This is a genomic window from Alkalicoccobacillus gibsonii, from assembly GCF_016798245.1.
GTDB classification, from domain to species: Bacteria; Bacillota; Bacilli; order Bacillales; family Bacillaceae_D; genus Alkalicoccobacillus; species Alkalicoccobacillus gibsonii.
The window spans coordinates 83,106-106,799 of record NZ_JAEUZA010000001.1; the positions used below are offsets into that span (position 1 = coordinate 83,106).

At 40.3% G+C, this 23,694-nt stretch carries 29 protein-coding genes; 21 read left to right on the forward strand and 8 right to left on the reverse strand.

Annotated elements, in window-relative coordinates:
• Nucleotides 1-49 precede the first annotated feature (49 nt).
• The gene (locus JNO66_RS00445; RefSeq protein WP_203086249.1) at nt 50-415 is read left to right on the forward strand and encodes a hypothetical protein; all 366 of its coding nucleotides are present in this window, start codon (nt 50-52) and stop codon (nt 413-415) included.
• A gap of 284 nt (nt 416-699) precedes the next feature.
• Nucleotides 700-1,098 (forward strand): hypothetical protein, encoded by a 399-nt coding sequence (locus JNO66_RS00450; RefSeq protein WP_203086250.1) that lies wholly within the window; start codon nt 700-702, stop codon nt 1,096-1,098.
• Between the two features lie 3 nt (nt 1,099-1,101).
• Here the strand turns inward: JNO66_RS00450 and JNO66_RS00455 are convergent, their stop codons facing one another.
• A complete protein-coding gene (locus JNO66_RS00455; protein WP_203086251.1) occupies nt 1,102-2,058 on the reverse strand; it encodes an NERD domain-containing protein in 957 nt (318 codons plus the stop codon).
• A gap of 208 nt (nt 2,059-2,266) precedes the next feature.
• Here JNO66_RS00455 and JNO66_RS00460 point away from each other — a divergent pair, with 208 nt between their 5' ends.
• The 4 genes from JNO66_RS00460 (at nt 2,267) to JNO66_RS00475 (ending at nt 5,773) form a co-directional block, all read left to right on the forward strand.
• On the forward strand, nt 2,267-2,950 hold the full coding sequence (locus tag JNO66_RS00460) for a response regulator transcription factor (RefSeq protein WP_203086252.1): 684 nt from the start codon (nt 2,267-2,269) through the stop codon (nt 2,948-2,950).
• Nucleotides 2,947-4,368 carry a sensor histidine kinase gene (locus tag JNO66_RS00465; RefSeq protein ID WP_203086253.1) on the forward strand — a complete coding sequence of 474 codons (1,422 nt, stop codon included), beginning with the start codon at nt 2,947-2,949 and terminating at the stop codon, nt 4,366-4,368. Before JNO66_RS00460 ends, JNO66_RS00465 begins: the two co-directional genes overlap by 4 nt.
• Nucleotides 4,369-4,473: 105 nt before the next feature.
• Nucleotides 4,474-5,439 carry a 3'-5' exoribonuclease YhaM gene (gene yhaM / locus JNO66_RS00470; protein ID WP_203086254.1) on the forward strand — a complete coding sequence of 322 codons (966 nt, stop codon included), beginning with the start codon at nt 4,474-4,476 and terminating at the stop codon, nt 5,437-5,439.
• A 61-nt stretch (nt 5,440-5,500) separates the two neighbouring features.
• Nucleotides 5,501-5,773, forward strand: a complete 273-nt coding sequence (locus JNO66_RS00475; RefSeq protein ID WP_203086255.1) for a sporulation YhaL family protein — start codon at nt 5,501-5,503, stop codon at nt 5,771-5,773.
• Nucleotides 5,774-5,806: 33 nt separating this feature from the next.
• On the opposite strand, the gene JNO66_RS00480 is transcribed toward JNO66_RS00475, so the two are convergent.
• Nucleotides 5,807-6,748 carry a foldase protein PrsA gene (locus JNO66_RS00480; protein WP_203086256.1) on the reverse strand — a complete coding sequence of 314 codons (942 nt, stop codon included), beginning with the start codon at nt 6,746-6,748 and terminating at the stop codon, nt 5,807-5,809.
• Nucleotides 6,749-6,996: 248 nt separating this feature from the next.
• Here JNO66_RS00480 and JNO66_RS00485 point away from each other — a divergent pair, with 248 nt between their 5' ends.
• Nucleotides 6,997-7,080 carry a YjcZ family sporulation protein gene (locus JNO66_RS00485; RefSeq protein WP_203087454.1) on the forward strand — a complete coding sequence of 28 codons (84 nt, stop codon included), beginning with the start codon at nt 6,997-6,999 and terminating at the stop codon, nt 7,078-7,080.
• Between the two features lie 42 nt (nt 7,081-7,122).
• Here the strand turns inward: JNO66_RS00485 and JNO66_RS00490 are convergent, their stop codons facing one another.
• Nucleotides 7,123-7,302 carry a hypothetical protein gene (locus JNO66_RS00490; RefSeq protein ID WP_203086257.1) on the reverse strand — a complete coding sequence of 60 codons (180 nt, stop codon included), beginning with the start codon at nt 7,300-7,302 and terminating at the stop codon, nt 7,123-7,125.
• A 171-nt stretch (nt 7,303-7,473) separates the two neighbouring features.
• Here JNO66_RS00490 and JNO66_RS00495 point away from each other — a divergent pair, with 171 nt between their 5' ends.
• The gene (locus JNO66_RS00495; protein ID WP_203086258.1) at nt 7,474-8,058 is read left to right on the forward strand and encodes a YpmS family protein; all 585 of its coding nucleotides are present in this window, start codon (nt 7,474-7,476) and stop codon (nt 8,056-8,058) included.
• A gap of 50 nt (nt 8,059-8,108) precedes the next feature.
• On the opposite strand, the gene JNO66_RS00500 is transcribed toward JNO66_RS00495, so the two are convergent.
• Both JNO66_RS00500 and JNO66_RS00505 read right to left on the reverse strand, forming a co-directional pair.
• Nucleotides 8,109-8,705, reverse strand: coding sequence for an HTH-type transcriptional regulator Hpr (locus tag JNO66_RS00500; protein ID WP_203086259.1), 597 nt, complete (start codon nt 8,703-8,705; stop codon nt 8,109-8,111).
• Nucleotides 8,706-8,841: 136 nt separating this feature from the next.
• Nucleotides 8,842-9,198, reverse strand: coding sequence for a YtxH domain-containing protein (locus tag JNO66_RS00505; RefSeq protein ID WP_203086260.1), 357 nt, complete (start codon nt 9,196-9,198; stop codon nt 8,842-8,844).
• Between the two features lie 71 nt (nt 9,199-9,269).
• On the opposite strand from JNO66_RS00505, the gene JNO66_RS00510 reads away from it, so the two are divergent.
• Entirely contained in the window at nt 9,270-9,431 is a 162-nt protein-coding gene (locus JNO66_RS00510) for a hypothetical protein (protein ID WP_203086261.1), read from the forward strand.
• Here the strand turns inward: JNO66_RS00510 and serC are convergent.
• Both serC and JNO66_RS00520 read right to left on the reverse strand, forming a co-directional pair.
• Entirely contained in the window at nt 9,428-10,513 is a 1,086-nt protein-coding gene (serC, locus tag JNO66_RS00515) for a 3-phosphoserine/phosphohydroxythreonine transaminase (RefSeq protein ID WP_203086262.1), read from the reverse strand. The two genes, JNO66_RS00510 and serC, sit on opposite strands and share 4 nt — an antisense overlap.
• Nucleotides 10,514-10,617: 104 nt before the next feature.
• Nucleotides 10,618-11,043 carry an HIT family protein gene (locus JNO66_RS00520; RefSeq protein ID WP_203086263.1) on the reverse strand — a complete coding sequence of 142 codons (426 nt, stop codon included), beginning with the start codon at nt 11,041-11,043 and terminating at the stop codon, nt 10,618-10,620.
• A gap of 155 nt (nt 11,044-11,198) precedes the next feature.
• Between JNO66_RS00520 and JNO66_RS00525 the strand changes: the two genes are divergently transcribed.
• The 4 genes from JNO66_RS00525 to JNO66_RS00540 all read left to right on the forward strand — a co-directional run bounded on the left by JNO66_RS00525 (nt 11,199) and on the right by JNO66_RS00540 (nt 14,470).
• Complete coding sequence (locus JNO66_RS00525) at nt 11,199-11,645, forward strand: PCYCGC motif-containing (lipo)protein (protein WP_203086264.1); 447 nt, start codon at nt 11,199-11,201, stop codon at nt 11,643-11,645.
• A 114-nt stretch (nt 11,646-11,759) separates the two neighbouring features.
• On the forward strand, nt 11,760-12,503 hold the full coding sequence (locus tag JNO66_RS00530) for an ABC transporter ATP-binding protein (RefSeq protein ID WP_203086265.1): 744 nt from the start codon (nt 11,760-11,762) through the stop codon (nt 12,501-12,503).
• A complete protein-coding gene (locus tag JNO66_RS00535) occupies nt 12,500-13,714 on the forward strand; it encodes an ABC transporter permease (protein ID WP_203086266.1) in 1,215 nt (404 codons plus the stop codon). Before JNO66_RS00530 ends, JNO66_RS00535 begins: the two co-directional genes overlap by 4 nt.
• Before the next feature lie 12 nt (nt 13,715-13,726).
• A complete protein-coding gene (locus tag JNO66_RS00540; protein WP_273753207.1) occupies nt 13,727-14,470 on the forward strand; it encodes an EcsC family protein in 744 nt (247 codons plus the stop codon).
• A gap of 56 nt (nt 14,471-14,526) precedes the next feature.
• Here JNO66_RS00540 and JNO66_RS00545 read toward each other — a convergent pair whose 3' ends face one another.
• Nucleotides 14,527-15,240 (reverse strand): cytochrome c biogenesis CcdA family protein, encoded by a 714-nt coding sequence (locus JNO66_RS00545; protein WP_308807422.1) that lies wholly within the window; start codon nt 15,238-15,240, stop codon nt 14,527-14,529.
• A gap of 227 nt (nt 15,241-15,467) precedes the next feature.
• Between JNO66_RS00545 and JNO66_RS00550 the strand changes: the two genes are divergently transcribed.
• The 8 genes from JNO66_RS00550 (at nt 15,468) to hemE (ending at nt 23,673) form a co-directional block, all read left to right on the forward strand.
• A complete protein-coding gene (locus JNO66_RS00550) occupies nt 15,468-15,857 on the forward strand; it encodes a hypothetical protein (RefSeq protein ID WP_203086269.1) in 390 nt (129 codons plus the stop codon).
• Between the two features lie 19 nt (nt 15,858-15,876).
• Nucleotides 15,877-16,485, forward strand: coding sequence for a PspA/IM30 family protein (locus tag JNO66_RS00555; protein ID WP_203086270.1), 609 nt, complete (start codon nt 15,877-15,879; stop codon nt 16,483-16,485).
• 94 nt (nt 16,486-16,579) lie between these two features.
• On the forward strand, nt 16,580-17,383 hold the full coding sequence (locus JNO66_RS00560; RefSeq protein WP_203086271.1) for a DUF4097 family beta strand repeat-containing protein: 804 nt from the start codon (nt 16,580-16,582) through the stop codon (nt 17,381-17,383).
• 29 nt (nt 17,384-17,412) lie between these two features.
• Complete coding sequence (gene liaF, locus JNO66_RS00565) at nt 17,413-18,156, forward strand: cell wall-active antibiotics response protein LiaF (protein ID WP_203086272.1); 744 nt, start codon at nt 17,413-17,415, stop codon at nt 18,154-18,156.
• Complete coding sequence (locus tag JNO66_RS00570) at nt 18,153-19,211, forward strand: HAMP domain-containing sensor histidine kinase (RefSeq protein ID WP_203086273.1); 1,059 nt, start codon at nt 18,153-18,155, stop codon at nt 19,209-19,211. The genes liaF and JNO66_RS00570 overlap by 4 nt, the downstream gene beginning before the upstream one ends.
• Nucleotides 19,204-19,836 carry a response regulator transcription factor gene (locus JNO66_RS00575; protein WP_203086274.1) on the forward strand — a complete coding sequence of 211 codons (633 nt, stop codon included), beginning with the start codon at nt 19,204-19,206 and terminating at the stop codon, nt 19,834-19,836. The genes JNO66_RS00570 and JNO66_RS00575 overlap by 8 nt, the downstream gene beginning before the upstream one ends.
• A gap of 68 nt (nt 19,837-19,904) precedes the next feature.
• Nucleotides 19,905-22,052 (forward strand): transglycosylase domain-containing protein, encoded by a 2,148-nt coding sequence (locus JNO66_RS00580; protein WP_273753135.1) that lies wholly within the window; start codon nt 19,905-19,907, stop codon nt 22,050-22,052.
• 565 nt (nt 22,053-22,617) lie between these two features.
• Nucleotides 22,618-23,673, forward strand: a complete 1,056-nt coding sequence (hemE, locus tag JNO66_RS00585) for a uroporphyrinogen decarboxylase (RefSeq protein ID WP_203086275.1) — start codon at nt 22,618-22,620, stop codon at nt 23,671-23,673.
• The last annotated feature ends 21 nt before the right edge of the window (nt 23,674-23,694 follow it).

Genomic DNA, 23,694 nt, shown 5'->3' on the forward strand with positions numbered 1-23,694 from the left:
CACCAATTGGGCATGGGTGAATAGACTAAGAAAAAAGGAGGCGATTGCCATGGATCAGCAAGCTACTTATCAGCAGCAAATGAAAGAAATGTGTGAGCAACATATGAATCAAGCCGTGACCATGCAAGCGAATGGAATGAATTATGAAGGTGTCGTTGAAATGGTTGATGACAACCATGTCTACATGATGGTGCCAGTAGATGAGCAAGGGCAATTTATGAGTATGTATGAAGTGATGGCCGGAATGCAGCAGGAGCAGCAACAGCAACAGATGATGAATGGGCAAGAACGGTATGGCTATCCATATCAGCCTTACTATCCGGGATATTATCCATACTATCCACGCCCACGTCCATACGGCTGGAGACGCCTCGTATTCCCACTAGCGGCGTTGACGGCATTGGCTATTTTATAGAGATGATGGGAAAAGGGAAAACCAGCCGGGGGCTGGTTTTTTTGTGGTGGGTGGGGGCGGAGAGTAGATGTGGGGAAGGAATCTCAGTGAGAGAGGCGGAACAACAGAGGGAGTGTTGGAATCGACGGGGAGAGTGGGGAATCAACGAAGAGAGGATGGAATCGATGGAGAGAAGGTGGAATCGACGGAGAGAGTGCGGAATCGACGAAGAGAGGATGGAATCGACGGAGAGAGGATGAAATCGACGAAGAGAGGATGAAATCGACGGAGAGAGGATGGAATCGATGGAGAGAAGGTGGAATCGACGGAGAGAGTGCGGAATCGACGAAGAGAGGACGGAATCGACGAAGAGAGGACGGAATCGACGAAGAGAGGATGGAATCGATGGAGAGAAGGTGGAATCGACGGAGAGGAGTTGGAATCGACGAAGAGAGGATGAAATCGACGGAGAGAGGATGAAATCGACGAAGAGAGGATGGAATCGATGGAGAGAAGGTGGAATCGACGGAGAGAGTGCGGAATCGACGAAGAGAGGACGGAATCGACGAAGAGAGGATGGAATCGATGGAGAGAAGGTGGAATCGACGGAGAGAGTGCGGAATCGACGAAGAGGGGTTGGAATCGACGAAGAGGGGTTGGAATCGACGAAGAGAGGACGGAATCGTAAAGTGAAAAGCACATGAATTTTAATCAAGTAAAGTAAAGGGCAAAGGGATATGGTACACATGTCCTCTGTTTTTACCAGTAGTATGCAGGTTAAGTTGATTAAGGTGATACTTAGTAGCAGAAGGACTTTCAATTCCGAGAAAATAACGAGCTTGCTCGTTTGTAATCGTGGGGCCAAAGAGCAGGGCATAGTCTTGCAGAGTGGGAATGTGTGCGGAGTTAGATTGATGTGCACAATGTGAGCAGGTCCACTTGCGGTAGCGAGGCTCGCGCGCCATTTTAAGTTTGTTACATTTGGGGCAGTGGACGCCGGGACGTATGGCAGCTGGATGTACATTATATTTTTGCAAAAGCTTGAGCTGAGGTGGTTGATGAAACTTTTTTAGTCCAGTGGCCAGTTGGTTCATTTGAATTCTGGTCAAACATTCTTTCCTTGTACTTTGTACATACTGGCTGAGCTTAGAAGGCAAAGCCTCTGCATGGATCACTTTGTGAGAAGAGGTATTCAAAATGGTTTGGGGTGAGCTGTACACAACAAAGTAGCTGATGGGGAGAGTCGGCCAGCCTTGCCTAATGAGAAATTGTTCTAGTTCAATTTTTTGACGCGAGGCCTGCAGGAGCGGATTGGGTATTCGCTCTTCCACTTGATGAAGGGTTCGCAACACTTGATGATTTTCATCGTTAAACGTAATTCTTCCTTGATAATTTTTTACTTCTAATATCACCAATCCATACTTGGAAAGTAAAAGCGTATCAAGTTGAAAGTAAGTATAAGCGTCTGTAGATAACCTTAGATCATGCAGAATCAGAAGATCATCAAGCTGGTTTAAATAATAATCAAGCGAGCGTTCTCCGCTATAACCACTTTTCCACTTTTTAAGGTCAGCCTCAACCATTTCATTTGGATTAACTACCCTTCGCATTAGGGCTTCAAGTCCCAATAACTGCAGGGGGACTCCTCGTGTTTTAATATTCATTTAGCCAGTCATTCCTCCTTTCAACAAATTCTTCTGCAGAAACACCAGAGTTTCCTTCTAAACCGCGCATGGTTCATGTAAATGTTGTGAATAATTACGTAAAACATCATCGAAACTCGCGATCATTGGGTGAATGGGTTAAAATAGGTAGATATAGCTATTATATGATTAAATGATATGATGTTTGTTGAAAAAGGAGGACATAAACATGGAACAATATTTGGTGTACCTTGTAGAAGATGAAGAAAATTTATCAGCTGTACTTCGAGCTTATTTAGAGAAAGAAAACTGGAGTGTAAAGGTGTTTGATAACGGAAATGACGCTCTTGATGCGATTGAGGACAAGCCTCATTTGTGGATTTTAGATATTATGCTACCTGGTACAGATGGGTATCAGTTACTAAAAGCAATTAAAGAAAAAGAGGATCGTCCGGTTATCTTCATTTCAGCTCGTGATCAGGATCTTGATCGTGTGTTAGGACTTGAAATGGGTAGTGATGATTATCTTTCTAAACCATTCTTGCCGCAAGAGTTAATTATTCGTGCGAAAAAGATTCTTAATCGCATCTATGGCACGTCCACACAGGAACAGAAAAAGATTGAGCTTAATCAATATTTGATTGATCCAATTGGACGTACGGTTACCGATACATTAGCTACTGGTGAAGAGCTCGTAGACTTAACAACAAAAGAAATGGACTTAATTCTTCTTTTAACAGGGGATATTGGTAAAGCATTCTCTCGTGAGAAGATCATTGAGTTTGTTTGGGGTGAGAATTACTTCGGTTCTGAACGTGCTGTTGATGATGTCGTTCGTCGAGTTCGTAAAAAAATGAATCGAATTCATCTTGAAACACTTTACGGATACGGGTACAGGATCCTATCCTCATGATAAAAGTTAATCTGACACAGCGGATTTGGCTTGCCTTTATATCGCTTATTCTGCTGGTTGGACTATCTATTGCGATTGTTTATCCATTATCGATAAAAGGAACGTTAACGGAAGAAACCTATCGAATGATTGAGCAAATTCAGGCTCAAAATATTAACAGTCCTACGGATTTTAATCCTCCAGCGAATCAGTATGAATTTATTGACGCACAAAATCAGTCAAGAGCTGTAAGTCATTTTGTTTATCCTGAATCCATTAGTCAGCAATATGGTTCACCACCACCTAATGAATTATATGTGGAAATGGTCACAAATGCTGTGAATCAAGAGCCACAGCGTGGCAGATACGAGATTCAATTTGGTGATGCCACGATCTTTTATGTAATTAGTCAGGTAAAGAACCCTGAAACAAATGAGTCTGGTTATTTAATTTCATATATGTTTGATGAATATCGAAATTCGATGGTTGATCGTTTATGGGAACGACTTCTTTATTTATTAATGTTAACGAGTGTCTTGGCCCTGTTACCAGCAATTTGGTTGAAGTATTACTTACAGCAGCCTTTAACGATTTTAGGAAATCACCTTGATCAAATTGCAAACAGAGATTGGCAGGAGCCTCTTCAACTTGAAGGTGATGAAGACTTTGAACGATTGTCTACTCAGTTTGAGCGAATGCGATCTAACTTAAATAGCTATGACCGAGCACAGAAGACATTTATCCAGCATACGTCGCATGAGTTAAAAACACCAATTATGGTGATAAAAAGCTATGCCCAATCCGTTAAGGACGGAATTATGCCTAAGGAAAGTCTAGAGCAAACGATGGAAGTCATTACAGAAGAAGCGAATCGCATGGAGCGACGAGTGATCGAAATGCTCTATTTTACAAAGCTTGAACAGATGAAACAAAATCAACTGAATCGAAGTAACTTTGCGTTCGGTAGTCTGGCTTATCAGATTGAAGAGCGTTTCCGTTATCAGCGTGAGGATGTAACCATTCATGTTGTCTCTCCAGAGGTCGAAATAAATGGAGACTTAGATCAGCTTGAAGTCCTCCTTGAAAACTTAGTTGAAAATGCTTTGCGTTATGCAGATAACAACATCTGGATTTCGGCAGAACCATATACAACAGGTGTTACCATTAGTGTCGAGAACGACGGTGAGCCGATTGATGACAATGAGATTAAAGAATTGTTTAAGCCATTTTACAAAGGAAACAAAGGAAAGTTTGGACTTGGATTGGCGATTGTGAAACAGATTGCAGAACTCCACCATGGATCACCTCGGGTTGAAAATACAGACAAAGGTGTTCGCTTTGTAATTACCATCCCTAATGAGACGTATGAAGAGTTAGTGGATTCAGCAACAAAGCCTAAGAAAAGAGATCGTAAAAAAGAGAAAAAGTCAGATCAGTAAGAAGACCAAGGCATTGTTGCTTTGGTCTTTTCTAGTATTTTTGGTGTAATGAGTGGTAGATGGTATGGTATACTGACGTTGATGACAAGTTAAAGAGGTGACGGAATGAGCAAAGGAATACGAAATTATCAGGTCGGAGAAAAGGTGGAGAGTTATTTTCTAATTAAGTCTTCTACAAAAAGCATTGCAAGTAACAGCAAGCCTTTTTTGACGTTAATTTTGAGTGATAAGACCGGTGATATTGAAACAAAGCTCTGGGGTGCCTCACCTGATGATGAAGCAGCTTACGCAAGTAGAGCTTTAATCTATGTGCAAGGAGATCTAATCGATTATCGAGGACGCAATCAATTGAAACTATCAAGCATTCGCCCTGTTTCAGCACTTGATAATGTGAAGATCAGTGATTTTGTTCGCTCAGCCCCTATTTCATCTGAGGATATGCATGAAGAAATCACTCAATTTATCTTTGAAATGAAAAATCCTAATATACAACGAATTACAAGACACCTAGTTAAGAAGTATCAGCAGGAATTCTTAGAATCTCCGGCCGCTACCAGAAATCATCATGAATTCGTTTCGGGTCTAGCCTACCATGTGGTGTCGATGCTAAGACTAGCAAAAAATCTATCGGAGCTTTATCCAAGTTTAGATACCGATCTACTATATGCAGGTGTCATTCTGCACGACTTAGGCAAGGTTCGCGAATTATCCGGACCAATTGATACGAGCTATACCTTAGAAGGTAAGCTGCTAGGTCATATTTCTATCGTTTCAAATGAAATTGATGCTGCAGCCAGAGAGCTTAAAATTGAAGGCGAAGAAGTGACTGTGCTTCAGCATCTGGTTTTAAGTCACCATGGTAAAGGCGAGTGGGGAAGCCCTAAGGTTCCAATTATTCGAGAAGCAGAAGTCTTACATCTAATTGATAATGTGGATGCAAAGATTAATATGATGGACCGGGCTCTCGATCGAGTGATGCCAGGGACATTTTCTGAACGAGTGATGCCTCTAGAGAATCGTAGCTTCTACAAGCCCAGCTTTCAAGAGCCTCCAGTAGACGAAAATAGCTAGTTCTATTTTATTTCTTCTCTCATAGAATCTATTAAGTAGACAAGCGGGGGGAGAAAGCCAAATGAGTGAACAGTTAAAACAAAGACTAGCCATCGCTTTTTTAGTTGTTTTAGTGGTTGTATTTATCGCGACTCAAACAGATGTGCTATCCATTCTTGCGCAAGAACCTTGGTGGGTATACGCTGTTATGCTCGGTGTTGTGATTAGTGGATATTTTAGCCTTAAATATCTTCTTGAAGATAAGCGACAGGAGCAAGCGTGGATCGAGCAAGAAGGTCATGTGTATATGGAACGTTTAGAAGAAGCGAGACAGAAGAAAGAAAGTAAATCGTAACAAAAAAGGATGCCATTGGCATCCTTTTTTTATTTATCCTTGTGCTTCTTCTTCCTCATCAGTTGGCTCTTCTTCGGTTTGCTCAAATGGAGTCAGCAAATCCTCAAAACGTGAATCTTCAATTTTAATATCAGATTCTTTTACGAGATCTGAGAAGACGTCAGCAGATGATTTAGACTTTTGCTGAATCAACGTTTGTTCAATGTCATCCGCATAATCCTCGTATGAATCACGACGCTCTAACACCTGAATAATGTGATAGCCAAAGTCTGATTTAATTGGCTCACTAATTTCATCAATATCTAACGAGAAAGCTGCTTCGTCAAATTCAGGAACCATCTGACCTTCTGGGAAAAAGCCAAGATCTCCTCCGCTAACAGCAGATGCTGAATCTGTTGACTTTTCTTCGGCAAGCTCAGCGAAGTCAGCACCATCATCTAATTGTGCCTTAATATCATTCGCTTCATCCTCATCTTCTACTAAGATGTGACGAGCGTGAACCTGTGTAGGATAGCTCTCTTCTTGATCTTCATACAGTTGTTTCTTCTCTTCCTCAGTCACTTCTACACCTTCGGAAGACAGTTTTTCAATGACAAGCTGAGGTTTAACAAATTCGTTAACTAGATCTTCCTTTGATTCAAGATCTACTTGGCCTTGAAGTTGAGCGGTAATAGCATTTAATAAATCCTCATCCGATTCTACACCAAAGTTTTCTTTAAACTCATCAATTTCTTGATCAATTTCTTCTTCTGTTATGCCAATTTCATCAGCTTTATCATTTAATAGTTGAAGCTGGATTAGAGAAAGCAAATTTTGTTCGCCGGCCGTTTCTTTTAGTGATTCAATGAACTCAGCCTCAGTAATATCTGTACCATTCACCGTAACTACGGCATCCTCTGGGGCAGCTTCGTTATTACAAGCTGAAAAAACTGCAATACTTGCCAATCCTGCAATCGCTACAATCGTTTTTTTCATACGTACACTCCTCAAAGTTGTAATCACATCACATATGGCTAACTTGTCCAATGTAGATCAGCCATCAACACAACCCTTACTATACCATATTGAGGATATGAATAGAAAGTCATTCCAAAAAAACGACGTTGGGCAAAAAAGGCTTTAGCCCAGTACCAATTTTGTCGTAGTGCATAGTATACATTAACAAAGCGCATGAAGTTCACTTGCTTCATGATGCTTTCTAAAGAATAAAGGAGGCGTTCATTATGTCTGGTTACAATAATGGTTTTGCGTTAATCGTGGTGCTATTTATTCTTTTAGTGATCATTGGAGCTTCTTGGGTATACTAAGTTAGAATCTAGAAAAGGTGAGGGGTTGCCCCCCTCACCTTTTTAAGTGAAAAACAGTTTTACATACGTAGATGTCAAAAGAATCGTTAGACATATATTTGTTACGCGAAACACTTTCGCCTGTTTTTCGGTCGGAACTTCTCTTCTTGCACAGAATGCATCTGCCATCGTGTTAATGATGTAAAGAATAAAGACCGCAAACATTATAAGAGGGAAGAGCATAAGACTGCCTCCTGTTAACCTTGTATTATCTTAAACTTTATCAAAAAAGTTAAGAAAAAGATAGAAAAACGATCAAACTTCTCTAGTTTTCTATTACCCAAAGCATATGGACAAGCCTTTACACGGTGTCCGAACTACCCGTATCATAAAAGAGGAAGGGTGGTTGAAGGAATGATAAAAAATAAATGGAAAGTAGCGTTTGTTGTTCTAGCTGTAATAGTCGTCATTGCTGTTATTACATTGTTTATTAGTCTGAGGTCCATTTTACCAGAGGCTGAAGAAGTGCCATATACCGAAAGTGAGAGAACAAATGAGCAAGGCCTCGTAGAAATTCGGTCAACAAAAGCACAACTAAATGAACTGATCCTGGAAGCAACAAGTGAATTTCAAGAAGAAACGCCATACACAGTTGAGCTTTTATCAGACACAGTTAAATTTCAGTCAACGTTTCGTCTTTTAGGTCAATCAATCCCGGTCACCATCAATTTTGATCCTGAGGTAGCGGCTAACGGAGATTTACTCCTGCACGCAGATTCTCTATCATTCGGATTCTTAACGATTCCATCTGAACAAGCCATGCAGCTGATGAAAAGTCATACAGAGTTACCAGATTGGATTGTCGTTCATCCATCAGATTCGTTGATCGAGGTGCAACTAACAAATGCGCACTTTGATGATCTATATTCATTTAGAGTCATTGACTTTGACTTAGCTCGTGATGAAATTCAAGTAGAAATGTTTATAAACAGGGATTAAATAGAGGGGCTAGAAACAATTGTACATGTTGTTTCTAGCCTATGTTTTTGTTACGAAGATTTTGATATGTCCTCTTGCTCATTATCTGATAATGATTTGATACAGAGATGCCCATCTTCTTCATTTAGGCAATCTTCAAACTTGAGAAGGGAACTCTCAAACCGATCAACAAAATCACTTCCATACACATGACGTACAATACTAAGAAGCTCAGAGAATTCAGGGAACTTTCCGTATAGCTCTTTAATGGGTAATGCGCCACCGTACACACTGTAGGTATGTTCATCATAGCTACGAAAGGTTTCAAGCAATAATTCTTTTCCTTCATCTGTTAAATAAATGTACGTGTTTCGCTTATCATTTTCTTTTTTTGAAAAGGCGAGAAGACCACGAGCTTCAAGCTTTTTGGAAAAGTTAAAAGCAGTGGAGACATGCATAACGCCGAAATTAGCTATGTCTGTAATGGAAGCCCCATCTAATTGATAAGAAATCCAAAGAATGTGGTGTTCGTTCAAGTTCAAGTTGAATGGCTTAATCCAGGCCTGCCAATCCTTTTCAACTGATTTCCAGAGAGCTTTACTTAATTGGGCCAGGCGATGACTAAACATAACTGATTGCTTTAAAGAGTGCGGCGTTTGGTGTTCCATGTAATCTCCTCCATCCATAATCCGTCACAATACTTTCCTGCGTCTATCTCTTTATCATTATTTTTGAATACTTTTATTATGACAAGAAATGGGTAAGAAATAAAGTACTAATTTTCGGAATATACAAAATTCCTACCTAATCTTTTTTGACTAGCTTTTGTAATTCTTCTACATTCTTTTGAACGTCTTCTACTTCTGACTTAATTCGGTCAATTGAAGGCGCCGTTTCTTCTTGCCATTGATCAATTGAATGTTTAATTTCACTACTAGCTGTTTTTAAAATATCTCCACTGATTTTAAATGTTTCAACGGCTTGGTCTTTAATTTCAATTCCTTCTCTAGACAATTGTTTTGCGGATTGACGTAAGGAATTCATTGAACTCTGACAGCAGTTTCTAAGTTCTTTACCTGAAGTTGGAGCCGTAAGTAAAACGGCTACACCAGAAACTAGGGTTCCTGCGAGTAAACCAACTCCAATTGATTTAATATTCATTATTGAACGCTCCTTTAAATGTAGTCTGTTAATCAAGCCCTTGCATATACATCATCAAAGGGGTGTTACGAATGATTGAAGGAATCATCATGTTGTTTATTGCTTTTAGCCTTGTAGGGCTTTACTGCATCCTGCAAGCAGAGCATGTAAGAAAACACCGCCCATTGCTTATAATCTACAGTGTAGCGGTTGTTTTCTTTCTTGCTTGTGCCGTGGCTCTTATGCTCCGTTAGTTATTGCTTTTGAACTCGTTCATTAGATCTCGAAGGGCGATACAAGCCTCTATTGGAACTGCATTATAGATAGATGCTCTGCATCCGCCAATGGAGCGGTGTCCGTTAAGCCCAACAAATCCTCGTTCTTTTGCTAGAGATAGGAAGGACTTGCTAAGTTCTTCATTCGGCAGGGTAAATGTAACGTTCATGGATGAACGAGCAGAAGGATGAGCATGTCCTTTATAGAAACCATCGCTTGAATCAATCGTGTCATAAAGGATCTTTGCTTTTTCTTCATTCACCTGTTCAAGCTTTTCTAAACCTCCAATTGAGTCAGCCCACTCGAGTACCTTACCAAGTAAGTAGATACCAAAAGTCGGTGGAGTGTTATACAAAGAATCATTTTTAGCAAACGTGCCATAACGAAGCATAGTTGGTACATGCTCAACTTGTGCTTGTTGAACAAGCTCTTTTTTTACGATTACTACAGTAACTCCAGAAGGACCTAAGTTCTTTTGGGCACCGGCATAAATCATTCCGAATTGATTCACATCAATTTTTTTAGAAAGGATGTCACTCGACATATCTGCAACAAGCGGAGCATGAGAAATGCTCGGGAATTGCTTCCATTGGGTGCCGTAAATCGTATTGTTTGACGTAATATGTACATAGGCATCGTTATCAGTAAACGGTGCATCCCTTAAATCAGGGATAGTTGAATAATTTGAATCCTTTGTGGAAGCAAGTACGTTTGTCTCCCCAATGAGTGTTGCTTCTTTTAGTGCTTTCTCAGACCAAGAGCCTGTTAGAACATATTGACCTACTTTGTTTTGGGGTAGCAGGTTATAAGGAAGCATTGCAAATTGGAGGCTTGCTCCACCTTGAAGAAACAGAATATCGTAAGTGTCTGGAATGGAAAGTAGCTTTTTCAGTAATTGTTTCGTTTGCTGATGAACGGCATCGTAATCCTTGCTACGATGACTAAGCTCCATCACAGACATACCTGTATCATTGAAATTTAACAATTCCTTCTGTGCGACTTCAAGAGCTGCTTTTGGTAATGCTGCAGGGCCTGCATTAAAATTATAAACTGAACTCATCTACGTACTCTCCCCTTTACCACTTTAGTGCGTGTCATTGTAACTCTATCCTACCATAGAATTGAGGTCCCGTTTCTTTTTTTTAGTTTCCTAACTAAAATCGTTTAGTTAGACAATTTTTTTAGAACGTCTACCCGCATTTCTTCAAACTTCTCTTCGGTATACTCTGATCCATGCTCTTCCCATTTTGCTCCAAATCCGTCTGTTACATCATATCTTGGGATGAGATGAACATGATAGTGAAATACTGTTTGTCCAGCTGCTTGTCCGTTATTATTTACTAAATTTAGTCCAGCAGGAGAGAATGCCTCTTTTAATGCATGAGCAACCTTTTGGACCGATTGATAAACGCTTGTTAACTCTGTTTCAGGTAGGTCAAACAGATTCTCATGATGGTTTTTAGGAATAACAAGAGCATGTCCTTTTGTCACTTGACTAATATCAAAGAATGCATAAGTATGCTCATCCTCATAGATTTTCTTTGAAGGAATATCTCCAGCTACAATGCTACAAAATATACATGATGACATATCGGTTCATCCTTTCTGATTGGTTAGTTAGATTATTCAATTAGCTTACTCTCTAACCTAAGGATTTTCAATTAGAATTCGCTAGATTGTAAAAAGTAAGCCAGAGAGCATATGATATACTTTTATATGAATGGTCAGTTGAATGGAGTGGACAAATGAAGCGGTTGTTTTTAACGGGTTTGTTGATGTTAAGCGTATTAGTTGGTTGCCAGGCTCAGCCTGAACAAGTTCAAGAAGAAGATGTACATGAAGAAACAGCATCTGCTGCGAATCTACCTAGTTTCTTGGAATACTATCCTGATAATATTGGAAATCTCTATAAAGGAATCCCAGACTTTCGTGAAGTATTAGAGCAACTCCCGAGCTATGGTGTGAACGGGGAACCGAGCGATCTTGATCATTTGTATCAAGCTTTTGTGTACGAGCAGCAAGAGGACGGGAGTATTACGTGGAATGATCACGGAGCCAGATGTAACGCATGTATAGATTCTGCAGCCTATAGCATTGAGGCGTGGCAAAATGGAACATCCATTGAAGAGATCCGAGAAATGATTGAGAACCAATACGGTGCGGGAACTGACCCTGTAACGGATGAGGAATAACATGACTTAAAGACTGTCTACGGGCAGTCTTTTTATCTTTTAAAAGATTACATGCGTTTGCTGGTTTTTCATTAGGCAATTTTGGTAAGATAGATACACAAAGGAGTGTTCACTATGGCAGAGCTTTTGAAAATCACCGGATTAACCGGTGGGTATCATCCTAAGAAACCCGTTCTACATGATGTGAATCTTTCTGTTAACAAACAGGAGATTGTTGGACTGATCGGTTTAAATGGTGCTGGAAAAAGTACAACGATTAAACATATATTAGGACTTTTGCAACCACAAAAAGGCGAAATTACAATAGATGGAGTCAGCTTCAAACAAGATGCTGATCAGTATAGAAAATCGTATGCGTACATACCAGAAACACCCGTTTTATACGATGAATTAACTCTTTGGGAGCATCTTGAATTAACAAAAGTTGCGTATGGACTCGATTCCAAGGATTTTGAAGAACGTGCTGAAAAGCTATTAAAGGAATTTAAAATGACTAAAATGAAAAAGTGGTATCCTAGTCACTTTTCAAAAGGCATGCGTCAGAAAGTAATGATTATGAGTGCATTCTTAATTGAGCCACCCGTGTACATCGTGGATGAACCGATTGTGGGTCTAGATCCGCTTGGAATTCAATCTTTCTTAAATTTCATTTCTGACATGAAGGAAAGAGGGTCTGCCATCTTGATGTCTACACATATCTTAGCTACGGCAGAGCGCTACTGTGATCGATTTATCATCTTACACCACGGTCGAAAAGTATTAGAGGGAACTCTCTCTGAAATGCAGCATCATATTGGAAGGCCGAATGCTACACTTGATGATATTTACATTGAAATGACTAAGGAAGAAATCCTATGAATGGACAAAGCTTATGGCAAGAACGAGTCCAAACATACTGGAGGGAAGCAGGTCGTTACCTGAAGTTAATAGGTAACAGTGGATTTCTATTTACTGTTTACTTTCTATTTATTGTTGGTAGCTACTACTATCAACAAATTTTAGAGCAGCTACCAGCAGAGTTCCCAACTGTTGAGTTATTTACGGTTGTATTCTTACTTATCTTGACGAGAAGTAGAGTACGTACCTTTGTCAAACAGGCCGATGTTGTTTTCTTATTGCCCTTTGAAGCAAAAATGGGTGACTATTTCCGTTCGGCCATTCGATATTCTTTTTTTATGCAGGTAGGTATCATTTTAATTGTCCTTTTGCTATTAGGACCATTATTTGTTCTACGAATTGGCACGGGGATAGTTTTTTGGTCAACACTCGTTGTACTTGTTTTAGCAAAGCTGTGGAATATTCTTTCTAGCTGGGAAGAACAACGATTACAAAGCAAACAAGAACGAATCTCTCATATACTCCTGCGTGGGTTAATCAATGCTGTATTGCTTTACCTGCTCTTTTCACAGGCTGGAGTCATCTTTGTAGGGATTCTCTTGTTGCTCATGCTAGGACTGTACGTTTTGTATTGGAGGAAGCTTGGTCAGGCATACTCCATCAAGTGGAATCATTTAATTGAAGTGGAAGAGAGTATGGTCATGTTCTTCTACCGGATCGCAAATGCGTTTACAGACGTACCAAAGCTCCGTAATCAAGTGAGAGAGCGTAGATATTTAAGCTGGCTCATCCCTTTGTTAGCTGGGAAAACCCAATCTGTATATTCCTTTTTAATGGCGAGGTCGTTTGTACGAGCGAATGATTATTTAGGCATATATGTTAGGCTTGTAGCGGTTGGAGCGTTTGTATTAACAATTCTTCCAGCTGGTTGGATTCAGGTTCCGGTATTTCTTGTCTTTATGCATATGGTTATGATGCAGATCTCAACTATTTGGTACCATTATGATATGAATATGTGGGTTGATATTTATCCAATTGAACCAAACGGAAGACAAAAAGCATTAACTCACTTAAGCTTAAAGTTGTTATCGGTCATGGCCATTGTGTTAACCATTGTTCTTCTTATAAGTAGTGAGCCTATTGTAGCAGTCGTTGCCTTAGCTGCCGGTTTACTATTTGCATATGTCGGAAGTGTATCGTTGATTCATCGCCGGAAAAAACAAGCTGTATAGGAGGGGACTCTTATCGTAACTGTTTATGAGCAAGAAGCAAAAGAAGAGATGATCCGTTGGAAGCGCAAGCTAGGCAAAAGTCAATCAATGCCTGGGCGGTTTGCGAAAAAGTGGCAAAAAAAAGCGAATGCTCTCATTCCAGAAAAAGTTCATTCAGTAGTGACAGCGAGCGTCAAGCATATGGTGCAGGGGGCGCTTAGCGGGTCAGAATACGTTTCAAAAAAAGAGATGGATCTAACAACAACATTTGAAGAGCGAGAAGATCAAGTACGAGAGCTATTTCGAACGTACAAAAACACCGCTGTAGCGGAGGGGATTGGAACAGGGGCTGGAGGAATCATGCTTGGTCTGGCTGACTTTCCTTTGCTGCTCAGCATTAAGATGAAGTTTTTGTTTGATACTGCAATCACCTATGGCTATGATTGCAAGACATTTAAAGAGAGATTTTTTATTCTCACGATCTTTCAGTTAGCTTTCTCAGAGGGAGAAGAGCGTGCCATGCTATTAGAGCGAGTGGAGAACTGGGATCATTATGCCAAGGAACTACCAGACGACCCAAAGGATCCACTTGCGATGGATTGGAAGGCATTTCAATTAAGTTATCGAGACTTTATTGATTTACCTAAAATGCTTCAGCTTGTACCGGGTTTTGGTGCCATTGTTGGTGCTGCAGCTAATTCACATTTTCTTGAGATTCTCAAAACCACGGCCATGAATAGTTATCGCATACGTATGTTAAACGAACCAACAGAATAAAAAGCGAGAAAAGAGGCGAGTGATCCGCATATGGATCACCCGCCTCTTTTTCATTGTTAAATAGAGAATGGAACAAAACGTGCAAAGTACGCGGATAGAATTCGGAAATATCCTGTAAATAGCATAATTCCTAAAATAATCATTAACACACCGCTTACCCGTTGAATCGTTGGTAGCCAACGGTTCATGATCTTTAATTTTGAAAGAGACTTGGACCAAAAAAAGGCGACAATTAGAAACGGAACCCCGAGACCAGCAGAATAGATAAATAATAATAAAATGCCAAGACCCATGGTTTCGCTGCTGCCGGCAATAATTAAAATGGAGCCTAGAACCAAACCGATACAAGGCATCCAACCAGCGCCAAATAAAAAACCAATCATTAACGAATTAGAGAAGCTGGCTGTTTTCCGGGGTTTAATCGGTAGCTTCTTCTCTGTTAAAAGCGAGCGTAATGAGATAATGCCAGCCATTTGTAAACCAAACAATACGATAAAGATCCCACCAAGCTGTTCAATCAGGGTGCGGTTTGTTGAAAAAAGTTGTCCGAGGAACGAAGACGATGCCCCCATTAAGACAAAGATAATTGTAAAGCCCAGGATGAACCCGACGCTTCTTGTTAAGATTAAATGTCTCTCAGCCTGTACTTGGCCATTTGATATGGAAGCTCCTGTTAACTGAGCTAAGTAAGCAGGTACCAATGGAAAAATACATGGAGACAAAAAAGAAATCATGCCAGCGAAAAACGCTAACCATATTGAAACCTCCACATGTTTCACTCCTTTTCTTCCTTGCCATTCTAACATTCTATGTAGGGCACGTTCTTCTTAGTATAACGAAAAACCGCACACATAACTATGACAAAATGAAGGCGTATACAGATTGAGGCGGATGAGAAGATCAGCCTTGGGGCGGAGATAAAACCGTGCTCTAGCTCGGCGTAATAAAAACGTCAGTCTCCTACAATAAAGATAACAAAAAGAAAGGAGAGATTGCGATGAAGAACCATAAGAATTCAGGACTTGGCATTGTATTAATGACAATAGGTGTAATCATTCTACTTGGTTTAATAGGTGTACATCTAGGTGGGCTTGTTCCCTTAGCGCTGGGTCTAGCACTTTTGTATTGGGGATTTAAAAAGTATCAGCGAGTAGGAGGCCTGTCTGTTGGCAGTATCTTTCTATTTATTATCGGTGGAATGTTTGCTTTAAGTGGTGTCGGTGCGCTGATCCCATTTTTTATTGCTAGCTTACTACTGTTTTTTGGTTACCGTTATCTTAAGTCGGATGACGAGTCAAACGATGACACAAGCTACCCATCTTATCAAATGGACTTGAAAAGTAAAAAGTCATTGGATGAAGAATTTAATAGCTTAATGAATAAATAATCATACAGGAGGAATTGAAATGAGTATTTTCACTCGAGTTGAACGACTAGTAAAGGCATCAATCCATGAAGGGTTAGAGCGTATGGAAGATCCATTGGCCTTACTCAAACAAGAAATCCGTGATACGAAACAATCCATTGTAAAGAAAAAAGAACAAGTAACGAAGCAAGAAAGGATGTTCCAAACATTTGAGCGTGCCATCGAGACGGCAGGAAAATTAGCTGATAAAAGACAACAGCAAGCTGAAATTGCCATTGAAAAACAGGAAGAGGATTTTGCAAAAAGGGCATTGATTGATAAGCGACAGGCATTAAACGAACAACAGAAATTTAAGGCACTGATTGATCAGAATAAACAAGTCATCCTTGATTTAAAAACGGAAATTCAAGAGCTTGAGAGCTCTCTAAAAGTGAAGGCTGAACAGAAACTTGAACTTGAGCAGCAAAAGGAAGCGGATAAGGCAGGAACTGAGCTGAAAAAAATGTTTTCACAAACTAGCCATTTTGCTTCAAACGAATCAAAAGAACTTGATCAATGGAGCAAAGCGGCACTCGAAATCGAAAACGACAATTTAAAAGCTGAGATAGAGGCTGAACTAGCTCAGTTAAAAGCTTCAAAACAAGGATAATTAACAAGCGTGAGAGCGGGGGAAACCTCGCTTTCGATCTTGTGAAAAATAAAGAAAAAAGATATAGTGACTAATAGATAAAGGCGGTGGCCGTATGAAAAAACTAATTGGTTTTGCTATGATTGTTATTGGACTTGTTTTGTTAGTACTAACCACGTTTCCGCTAGTCTTTTCAAATTTTGCGAATTCTCAGGTGGACGATGTTAGAGAATCACTTAATGGAATAAATAATCTATCACTTGAGAGTAAAGCCATTCGTTGGACCATTGTTCCTGTTGAAGATGATGACATGCGTATTGAAATGACTGAAGGTGAAACAGGTAAACCATTTAAAGTGGAGCGAGGACGTAGCCAGCTCAAAGTTATAACGGAACAAAAGGGATTTCGATGGCTCCCTTCTTTTTCTGGGTCATTTAAAAATGGAGAAGCAACGGTGTATCTACCAAAAAGCTTCATAAAGGATCTGGATATTTCCACCGTTTCCGGCGATATTACACTTGATGGGGACCTTGAGCTAGGTGAGATAACGATTGAAATGGTTTCTGGAGAATTTGTAAATTCAGGTGAATTTCAAGCTGATGAAATCGATGTTGATTCTGTGTCAGGTAATGTTCGTTTAGTACAGGTCACAAGCCCTGCAATACAAGCAGATACCGTTTCAGGAGATGTTTCAGTCCAATACGGTACAGAACAAGGGGATCTTTCGGTCGATACCGTTTCAGGTAAGGTTGGAGTAACGGTTCCTACATGGAACGCGGAATATGATCTTGACACACTAAGTGGAACAATTATGGATCAGGGAACTCGAATGAAAGCGAGAGAGTATGGAAGTTCAGCTGGTGATGGAAAGGCTGAGGTTGAAATATCCACCTTGTCAGGAGATATTACACTCGATTAAAGGTCAGTCAGCATAGAGGAGGGAAGGTCTTGCGGAAAACCATTATAGGAAGTATCTTTGCAATTGTTGGTTTACTGATTATGTTTAATATTCTTGCTTTCTTTTCAAACTCCTTTTTGGCGCCGTTGATCTTCCTCGCCTTAGGAGTATTTTTCGTTCGAGGTCAGAAACGAAAATTAGGCAAAATTTTTATGCTGATAGCTTTAATCATTTTTGTTAGTCAGTTATTTCATATATCATTGGTTACTGTTGTCTTTGCACTCATTTTTATCTATATTGGCTTAAAGCTAGTTCGTTCTGAAAAAAAAGATAAAAAAGTAAAAAAAGAAAAGCGTAAAGTTAAAACCCAAGTTCCAATGGAAGAAATCCGGAAACCGCGCAATCAAAATCTCGGTGATGACCAGACATTTATTAAAAGAAGTTTGGTTGGTGAGGTTCGCTTTACGTCCACTCCATTTGAATTAACAGATATGCAAATTTGGAATGGGGTTGGTGATGTACGCATTGATTTAACAAACGCAATTATCCCTGAGGGAGAAACGCTAATTATCGTAGAGAATGTTATTGGCGACGTTCAGATTTATATGCCGGAGGATCTTGAGTATTCAATTCAATCGTATGTTCTAATCGGAGATAGCTCCATTCTACATTCAAAACAAGGTGGATTTAACCAAACTACACTTCTACGTTCAACAGACTATCAAAGTGGTGTTCGTAAGGTGAAGTTTGTTCTCTCTAGCGCGGTTGGATCTGTGAAGGTACGTGAGATATGAAGAAACAATTCTCAAGCTTTTTATGGCAGTTTGTTGGTCATGGTCTTGTCCATTCATTATTAGTTACCATTCTCGTCATTTTACTCGTAACAAATAATGAGAATCGTGGATTTCTTGTTATTTTTGATCATCAGCTTTTAGGTATTCCAATCCTTGGCTGGCTTGCACTCTTAATTATTGCCTCTGGATTTTTAAGTGGATTCCTTCAAGCGGATCCGCTAAAGCGTCGGATGGAAACCGTCCTGCACGGAGCAACGTTATATGATCGTGGAACCTTTTCTCACCGAATTCGTATAGAAGGTGAGGACGAACTAACAGAGCTCGTTACAAAAATGAATTCAATGGCTGAGCATGTAGAAGAGCAGGTGGCGTCCTTGCAACGTCTATCGGCTCGAAATGCAACGATGCAGGATACAGTAAAACGCGCTGCTATTACAGAGGAAAGACATCGTTTGGCGAGAGAACTCCATGATGCAGTCAGTCAGCAGCTTTTTGCAATCTCCATGATGACAGCTGCTGTGAAAGAAGGGGCAGAGTCAAACAAGGAGATGAATCTAACTCAGCTTCAAAGTGTAGAAAAGATGGCTAATCTAGCGCAGTCTGAAATGAGAAGCTTACTCTTACATTTAAGACCTACTCAGCTAAAAGGAAGAAGTCTACAAGAAGGTCTTAACCAACTTTTTCATGAAATGAAAGAAAAGCAAGGCATTCAGATTGTTCATGATATTGAAGCAGACCTAAACATGCCTCAAGGATTTGAAGATCAACTCTTTCGTATGGTCCAAGAAGCTTTTTCGAATATATTAAGGCATGCAGAAGCCTCCAAAATTGAATGTAGATTAAAGGCTGGCAAGACAGAATGGAAGCTTTCAGTGATTGATAATGGAAAGGGATTTGATCCAACATCCATCAACCAAGGCTCATATGGACTTCAAACGATGAAGGAACGCATGAACGAAATTGGAGGCATCCTTCAAGTGAAATCTGCGATTGGCAAAGGCACTCAAATTGAGGCAAAGGTTCCATTCGCATGGAGGGAAGAAATCAATGATTAAAGTGCTATTAATTGATGATCATGAAATGGTGAGAATGGGTGTGAGTGCCTATCTTTCAACGCAAAAAGACATTGAAGTTGTTGGCGAAGCAAGCGATGGAGATTCCGGTTCAAAGCTAGCACTCGAAAAAGATGTAGATGTGATTTTGATGGATTTATTAATGGAGAAGATGAATGGAATTGAAGCAACAAAAAAGATTATGGCGAAAAAGCCAGAGAGTAAAATCATTGTTCTAACGAGTTTTATAGACGATGAGATGGTGATACCAGTAATTGAAGCTGGTGCTTTTAGTTATTTACTGAAAACAACCTCTGCAGCCGATATTGCCAAAGCGATTCGTGCCGCAGCTAATGGAGAGCCTGTTGTTGAATCAAAGGTAGCTACAAAGATGATGAATAAGATGAGATCTCATCAAGTAAAGCTTTTACATGAGGAATTAACGGCGCGAGAGCTCGACGTTCTATTATTAATCGGTGATGGAAAAACAAATTCAGAGATTGCAGAGCATTTATATATTGGAATAAAAACAGTTAAAACACATGTAAGTAACATTTTGCACAAGCTAGATTTAGATGATCGTACACAACTAGCCATCTATGCACATCGTCATGGGCTGGTGAAATAAATCAGTACATGGAATAAGATCATATTGGGATATACTAATGGCATCCACATCAGAGGGAGGGAAGATACGTGTTCAAGAGAATAGTAACCTATGTTGTCCTGGCTATCTCTGCACTCTTAGCCGGTCTTCTTGTATATGCCATTGTCATATTAGCAGGAAATTATGTCATTGATAATGAGAAGCTTGTCATGAATAATTCTAGTTCTTTAGTGGATGAATCAGGTGAACTAATCACCAGATTGTATGTAGAGAATCGTCAGCCTGTTTCGATTGATGAGATTCCAGAACACGTACAAGAAGCATTTGTAGCGGTTGAGGATAATCGCTTTTATGAGCACTCTGGAATTGATTTTCGTGCGATTGGACGAGCTATCTTCAGGAATATTGAATCAGGTGGTAAAGCAGAAGGTGGAAGCACGATTACTCAACAATTAACGAAAAATGTATTTCTAACAAATGAAAAATCTTGGCTTCGCAAAGTGAAGGAAGTCTTAATCTCTATAAATTTAGAACGACGTTACAGTAAAGATGAAATCCTGCAAATGTATTTAAATCAAATCTACTTTGGCCATGGTGCGTATGGTCTTCAAACAGCCTCTAAGCTGTATTTTAATAAAGATGTTAGTGAGCTGACCATTGATGAGGGAGCTATGCTCGCAGGTCTACCAAAAGCACCAAATAGTTATTCGCCTATTAATGATCCAGAACGAAGCAAAGAGCGACGGGATCTAATCTTAACGTTAATGGAAAACCAAGGATTTATTACAGCGGAAGAAAGTGTGCGATTAAAAGGGAAAACGATTGCTCTAGATGTGCAAACGACTATTGAAAACGAAGCGATGTATACGTATATCGACATGGTTATGGAAGAAGCAGAAAACCGCTATCATTTATCTCAGGAAGAATTAATGACAGGTGGCTATCAAATTGTTGTGCCGATGAATAAATCATTACAGCAATCCACCTATGATAAACTACAGGATCCAATCTATTTCCCAGAAGAAAATGAAGACGCCGAAGCAACCGTTATGATGATGGATAGTGAATCAGGTGGAGTGCTTGCAGTTCAAGGCGGTAGAAATTACGTCCGATTAGGACTAAACCGGGTAAATGTAATGCGTCAGCCTGGATCAACGTTTAAGCCTATTTCCGTGTATACTCCTGCGCTTGAATCAGGTGCTTACAGCCCTTATTCCATGCTAAGGGATGAGAGACTTGCGTATAATGATTTCATGCCAAAGAACTATAACAATCAATATAGCGGAGAGATGACCATGTATGATGCCTTAGTTCAATCGGCAAATGCTCCTGCTGTATGGTTGCTCAATGAAATTGGTGTAAACCGTTCGTTGCAAAAGATAGGAGAGTTTGGGTTTAAGATCTCAGATAGAGGATTGTCAATTGCTCTAGGTGGTTTAAAGGAAGGTGTCACTCCATTTGAGCTTGTAAAAGCCTATCGAGCTTTTAACGAAGAGGGGCGTATCATTGAGCCTTATTTTATAAAAGAACTCTATGATCGCAGTGGCGAAAAGATAGGCGGTGCAAGCCCTGTTCAAACAGAGGTGATGTCAAAGCAAAATGCGTGGAACATGACACGAATGCTCCAATCGGTTGTTAAAGATGGGACCGCTAAAGCAGGAACCTCACAAACACCAATTGCAGGAAAAACAGGGACTACGACATATCCTGCGGTACCAGGAGCAACAATGGATGCTTGGTTTGTTGGGTACACACCAACAGTTGTTGGTGCTGTTTGGATGGGGTACGACTCCACAACGAAGACTCAATACTTAAAAGAAGGTAGCTCTTATCCGACAGTCTTGTTTAAAAACATCGTCAATGATTTACCTGACGAGATGCGTAATGTAGCATTTGAGAAGCCGGATGATGTAGAGGATTTGGCACCGCCCATTCCCCTATTAGTAGTTGATGATTTAAAAGCTACGATGCGAGTTGGCGGAAAAGGGTTACTCACTGTAGATTTAGAATGGACCCCATCAGATGATGAGCGCGTCCGCTATAACATTTACGAAGTACACAAGGGTGAGAAAGAACTTATTGCCTCAGATGTGCAAGGTGGCAGCTACGCTCACTCAAGATTAAATCCATTCTCCTCAAAATCATATGAAGTCGTACCTTACGATGAAAACGCAGGGATCGAAGGAGAAGCATCAAACATCGCAGAAGCTGATTTTGATATTGGTTTTTCATTTTAAACTGGGGAGTGAGCTCTCCAGTTTTTTTAAATTGGGGATGGGGGAAAGGAGGTTTATGGGAGCTTCGGCTGTCGCTACCTGGATAGGGGCACGCAATCCTTTGGCGGGCGTTGAACTAATCTGGCTGCGCCAGCTCATTTCAACCCTGCCCTTTTATCCCTAAGGAGTCGGCCCCTATCCCGTCCGCTTGGGATGGCGCGTTAAACTATTTTAAAGGAGTAGAGTAGGGACATAGTGAAAATTCAACAAAGAGAGGATGGAATTAACAAAGAGAGTTAAGAATCAACAAAGAGAGTGCGGAATCAACGAAGAGAATATAGAATCAACAAAGAGCTTGCACAAAAACCTTTAAGCGCTAAATTGAGACACCTCACTCTTCCCACTACTTTTCATCAAATTTATGACAGTTCGGTGGTGGGTGTATACATAGGTTATTCAGGTTATTATAGTGAATGATAGATGATAATAATTCGCGTGGAATGCTTTTCTTACTGAAATAAAGTAAACTAGAGAGTGGATAAAAGACGGTTCGGTTTTTAGGAAGAGAGAAGGGTGGATACATACAATGGGAGAAAAGCAGTTTAATGATACGTTTTTAAAGGCGTGCAGGGGAGAGGATCATTCGCACGTCCCGGTTTGGTACATGAGACAGGCAGGACGTTCGCAGCCGGAATATCGTAAAATAAAAGAAAAGTATTCTTTGTTTGAAATCACACATCAGCCTGAACTGTGTGCGTATGTTACGAAGCTGCCGGTTGATCAGTACAACAACGATGCAGCTATCCTATATAAGGATATTATGACGCCGCTTCCGGCTATTGGAGTGGACGTTGAAATTAAGTCAGGAATTGGTCCGGTTATACATAATCCGATTACATCTTTACATGACGTGGAGCGTCTTGGAATGATTGAGCCAGAGAAAGATGTTGACTATGTGTTAGAAACGATTAAGTTGCTTAGAACACAACTCGATGTACCTCTTATCAGTTTTGGTGGGGCACCGTTTACTCTAGCAAGCTATATGATTGAAGGTGGACCTTCTAAAAATTATCACCACACAAAGGCGTTTATGTACGCGAATCCCAAGGCATGGTTTCTTTTAATGGACAAGCTTGGTGACGTTACCATTTCTTATATTAAGGCTCAAATTAAGGCTGGGGCTCAGGCCATTCAGTTATTCGATTCGTGGGTAGGTGCGTTGAGTCGTGAGGATTACATTACATTTATTAAGCCGGTAATGGAGCGTGTGTTTAACTCTCTACGTTCCGAGAATGTTCCTCTGATCATGCACGGAGTCGGAGCGAGTCATCTTGCAACAGAGTGGAATTCACTGCCTCTTGATGTTGTCGGGCTTGATTGGAGACTTTCTGTAGACGAGGCGAGAGAGCTCGGTGTAACGAAGACGGTTCAAGGAAACTTAGATCCTGCCATTCTTCTTGCTCCGTGGGAGGTCATTGAAGCGAAGGCAAAGACCATTTTGGACCAAGGCTTGAAGTCCAATCACTTTGTATTTAATTTAGGTCATGGTGTATTTCCTGAAGTAGATCCAGCCGTACTAAAACGACTGACAGCTTTTGTTCATGAATATTCAGCTCAATATAAGCAAACACATACATCATAGGTAACGAGAGGGAGCGTTTTG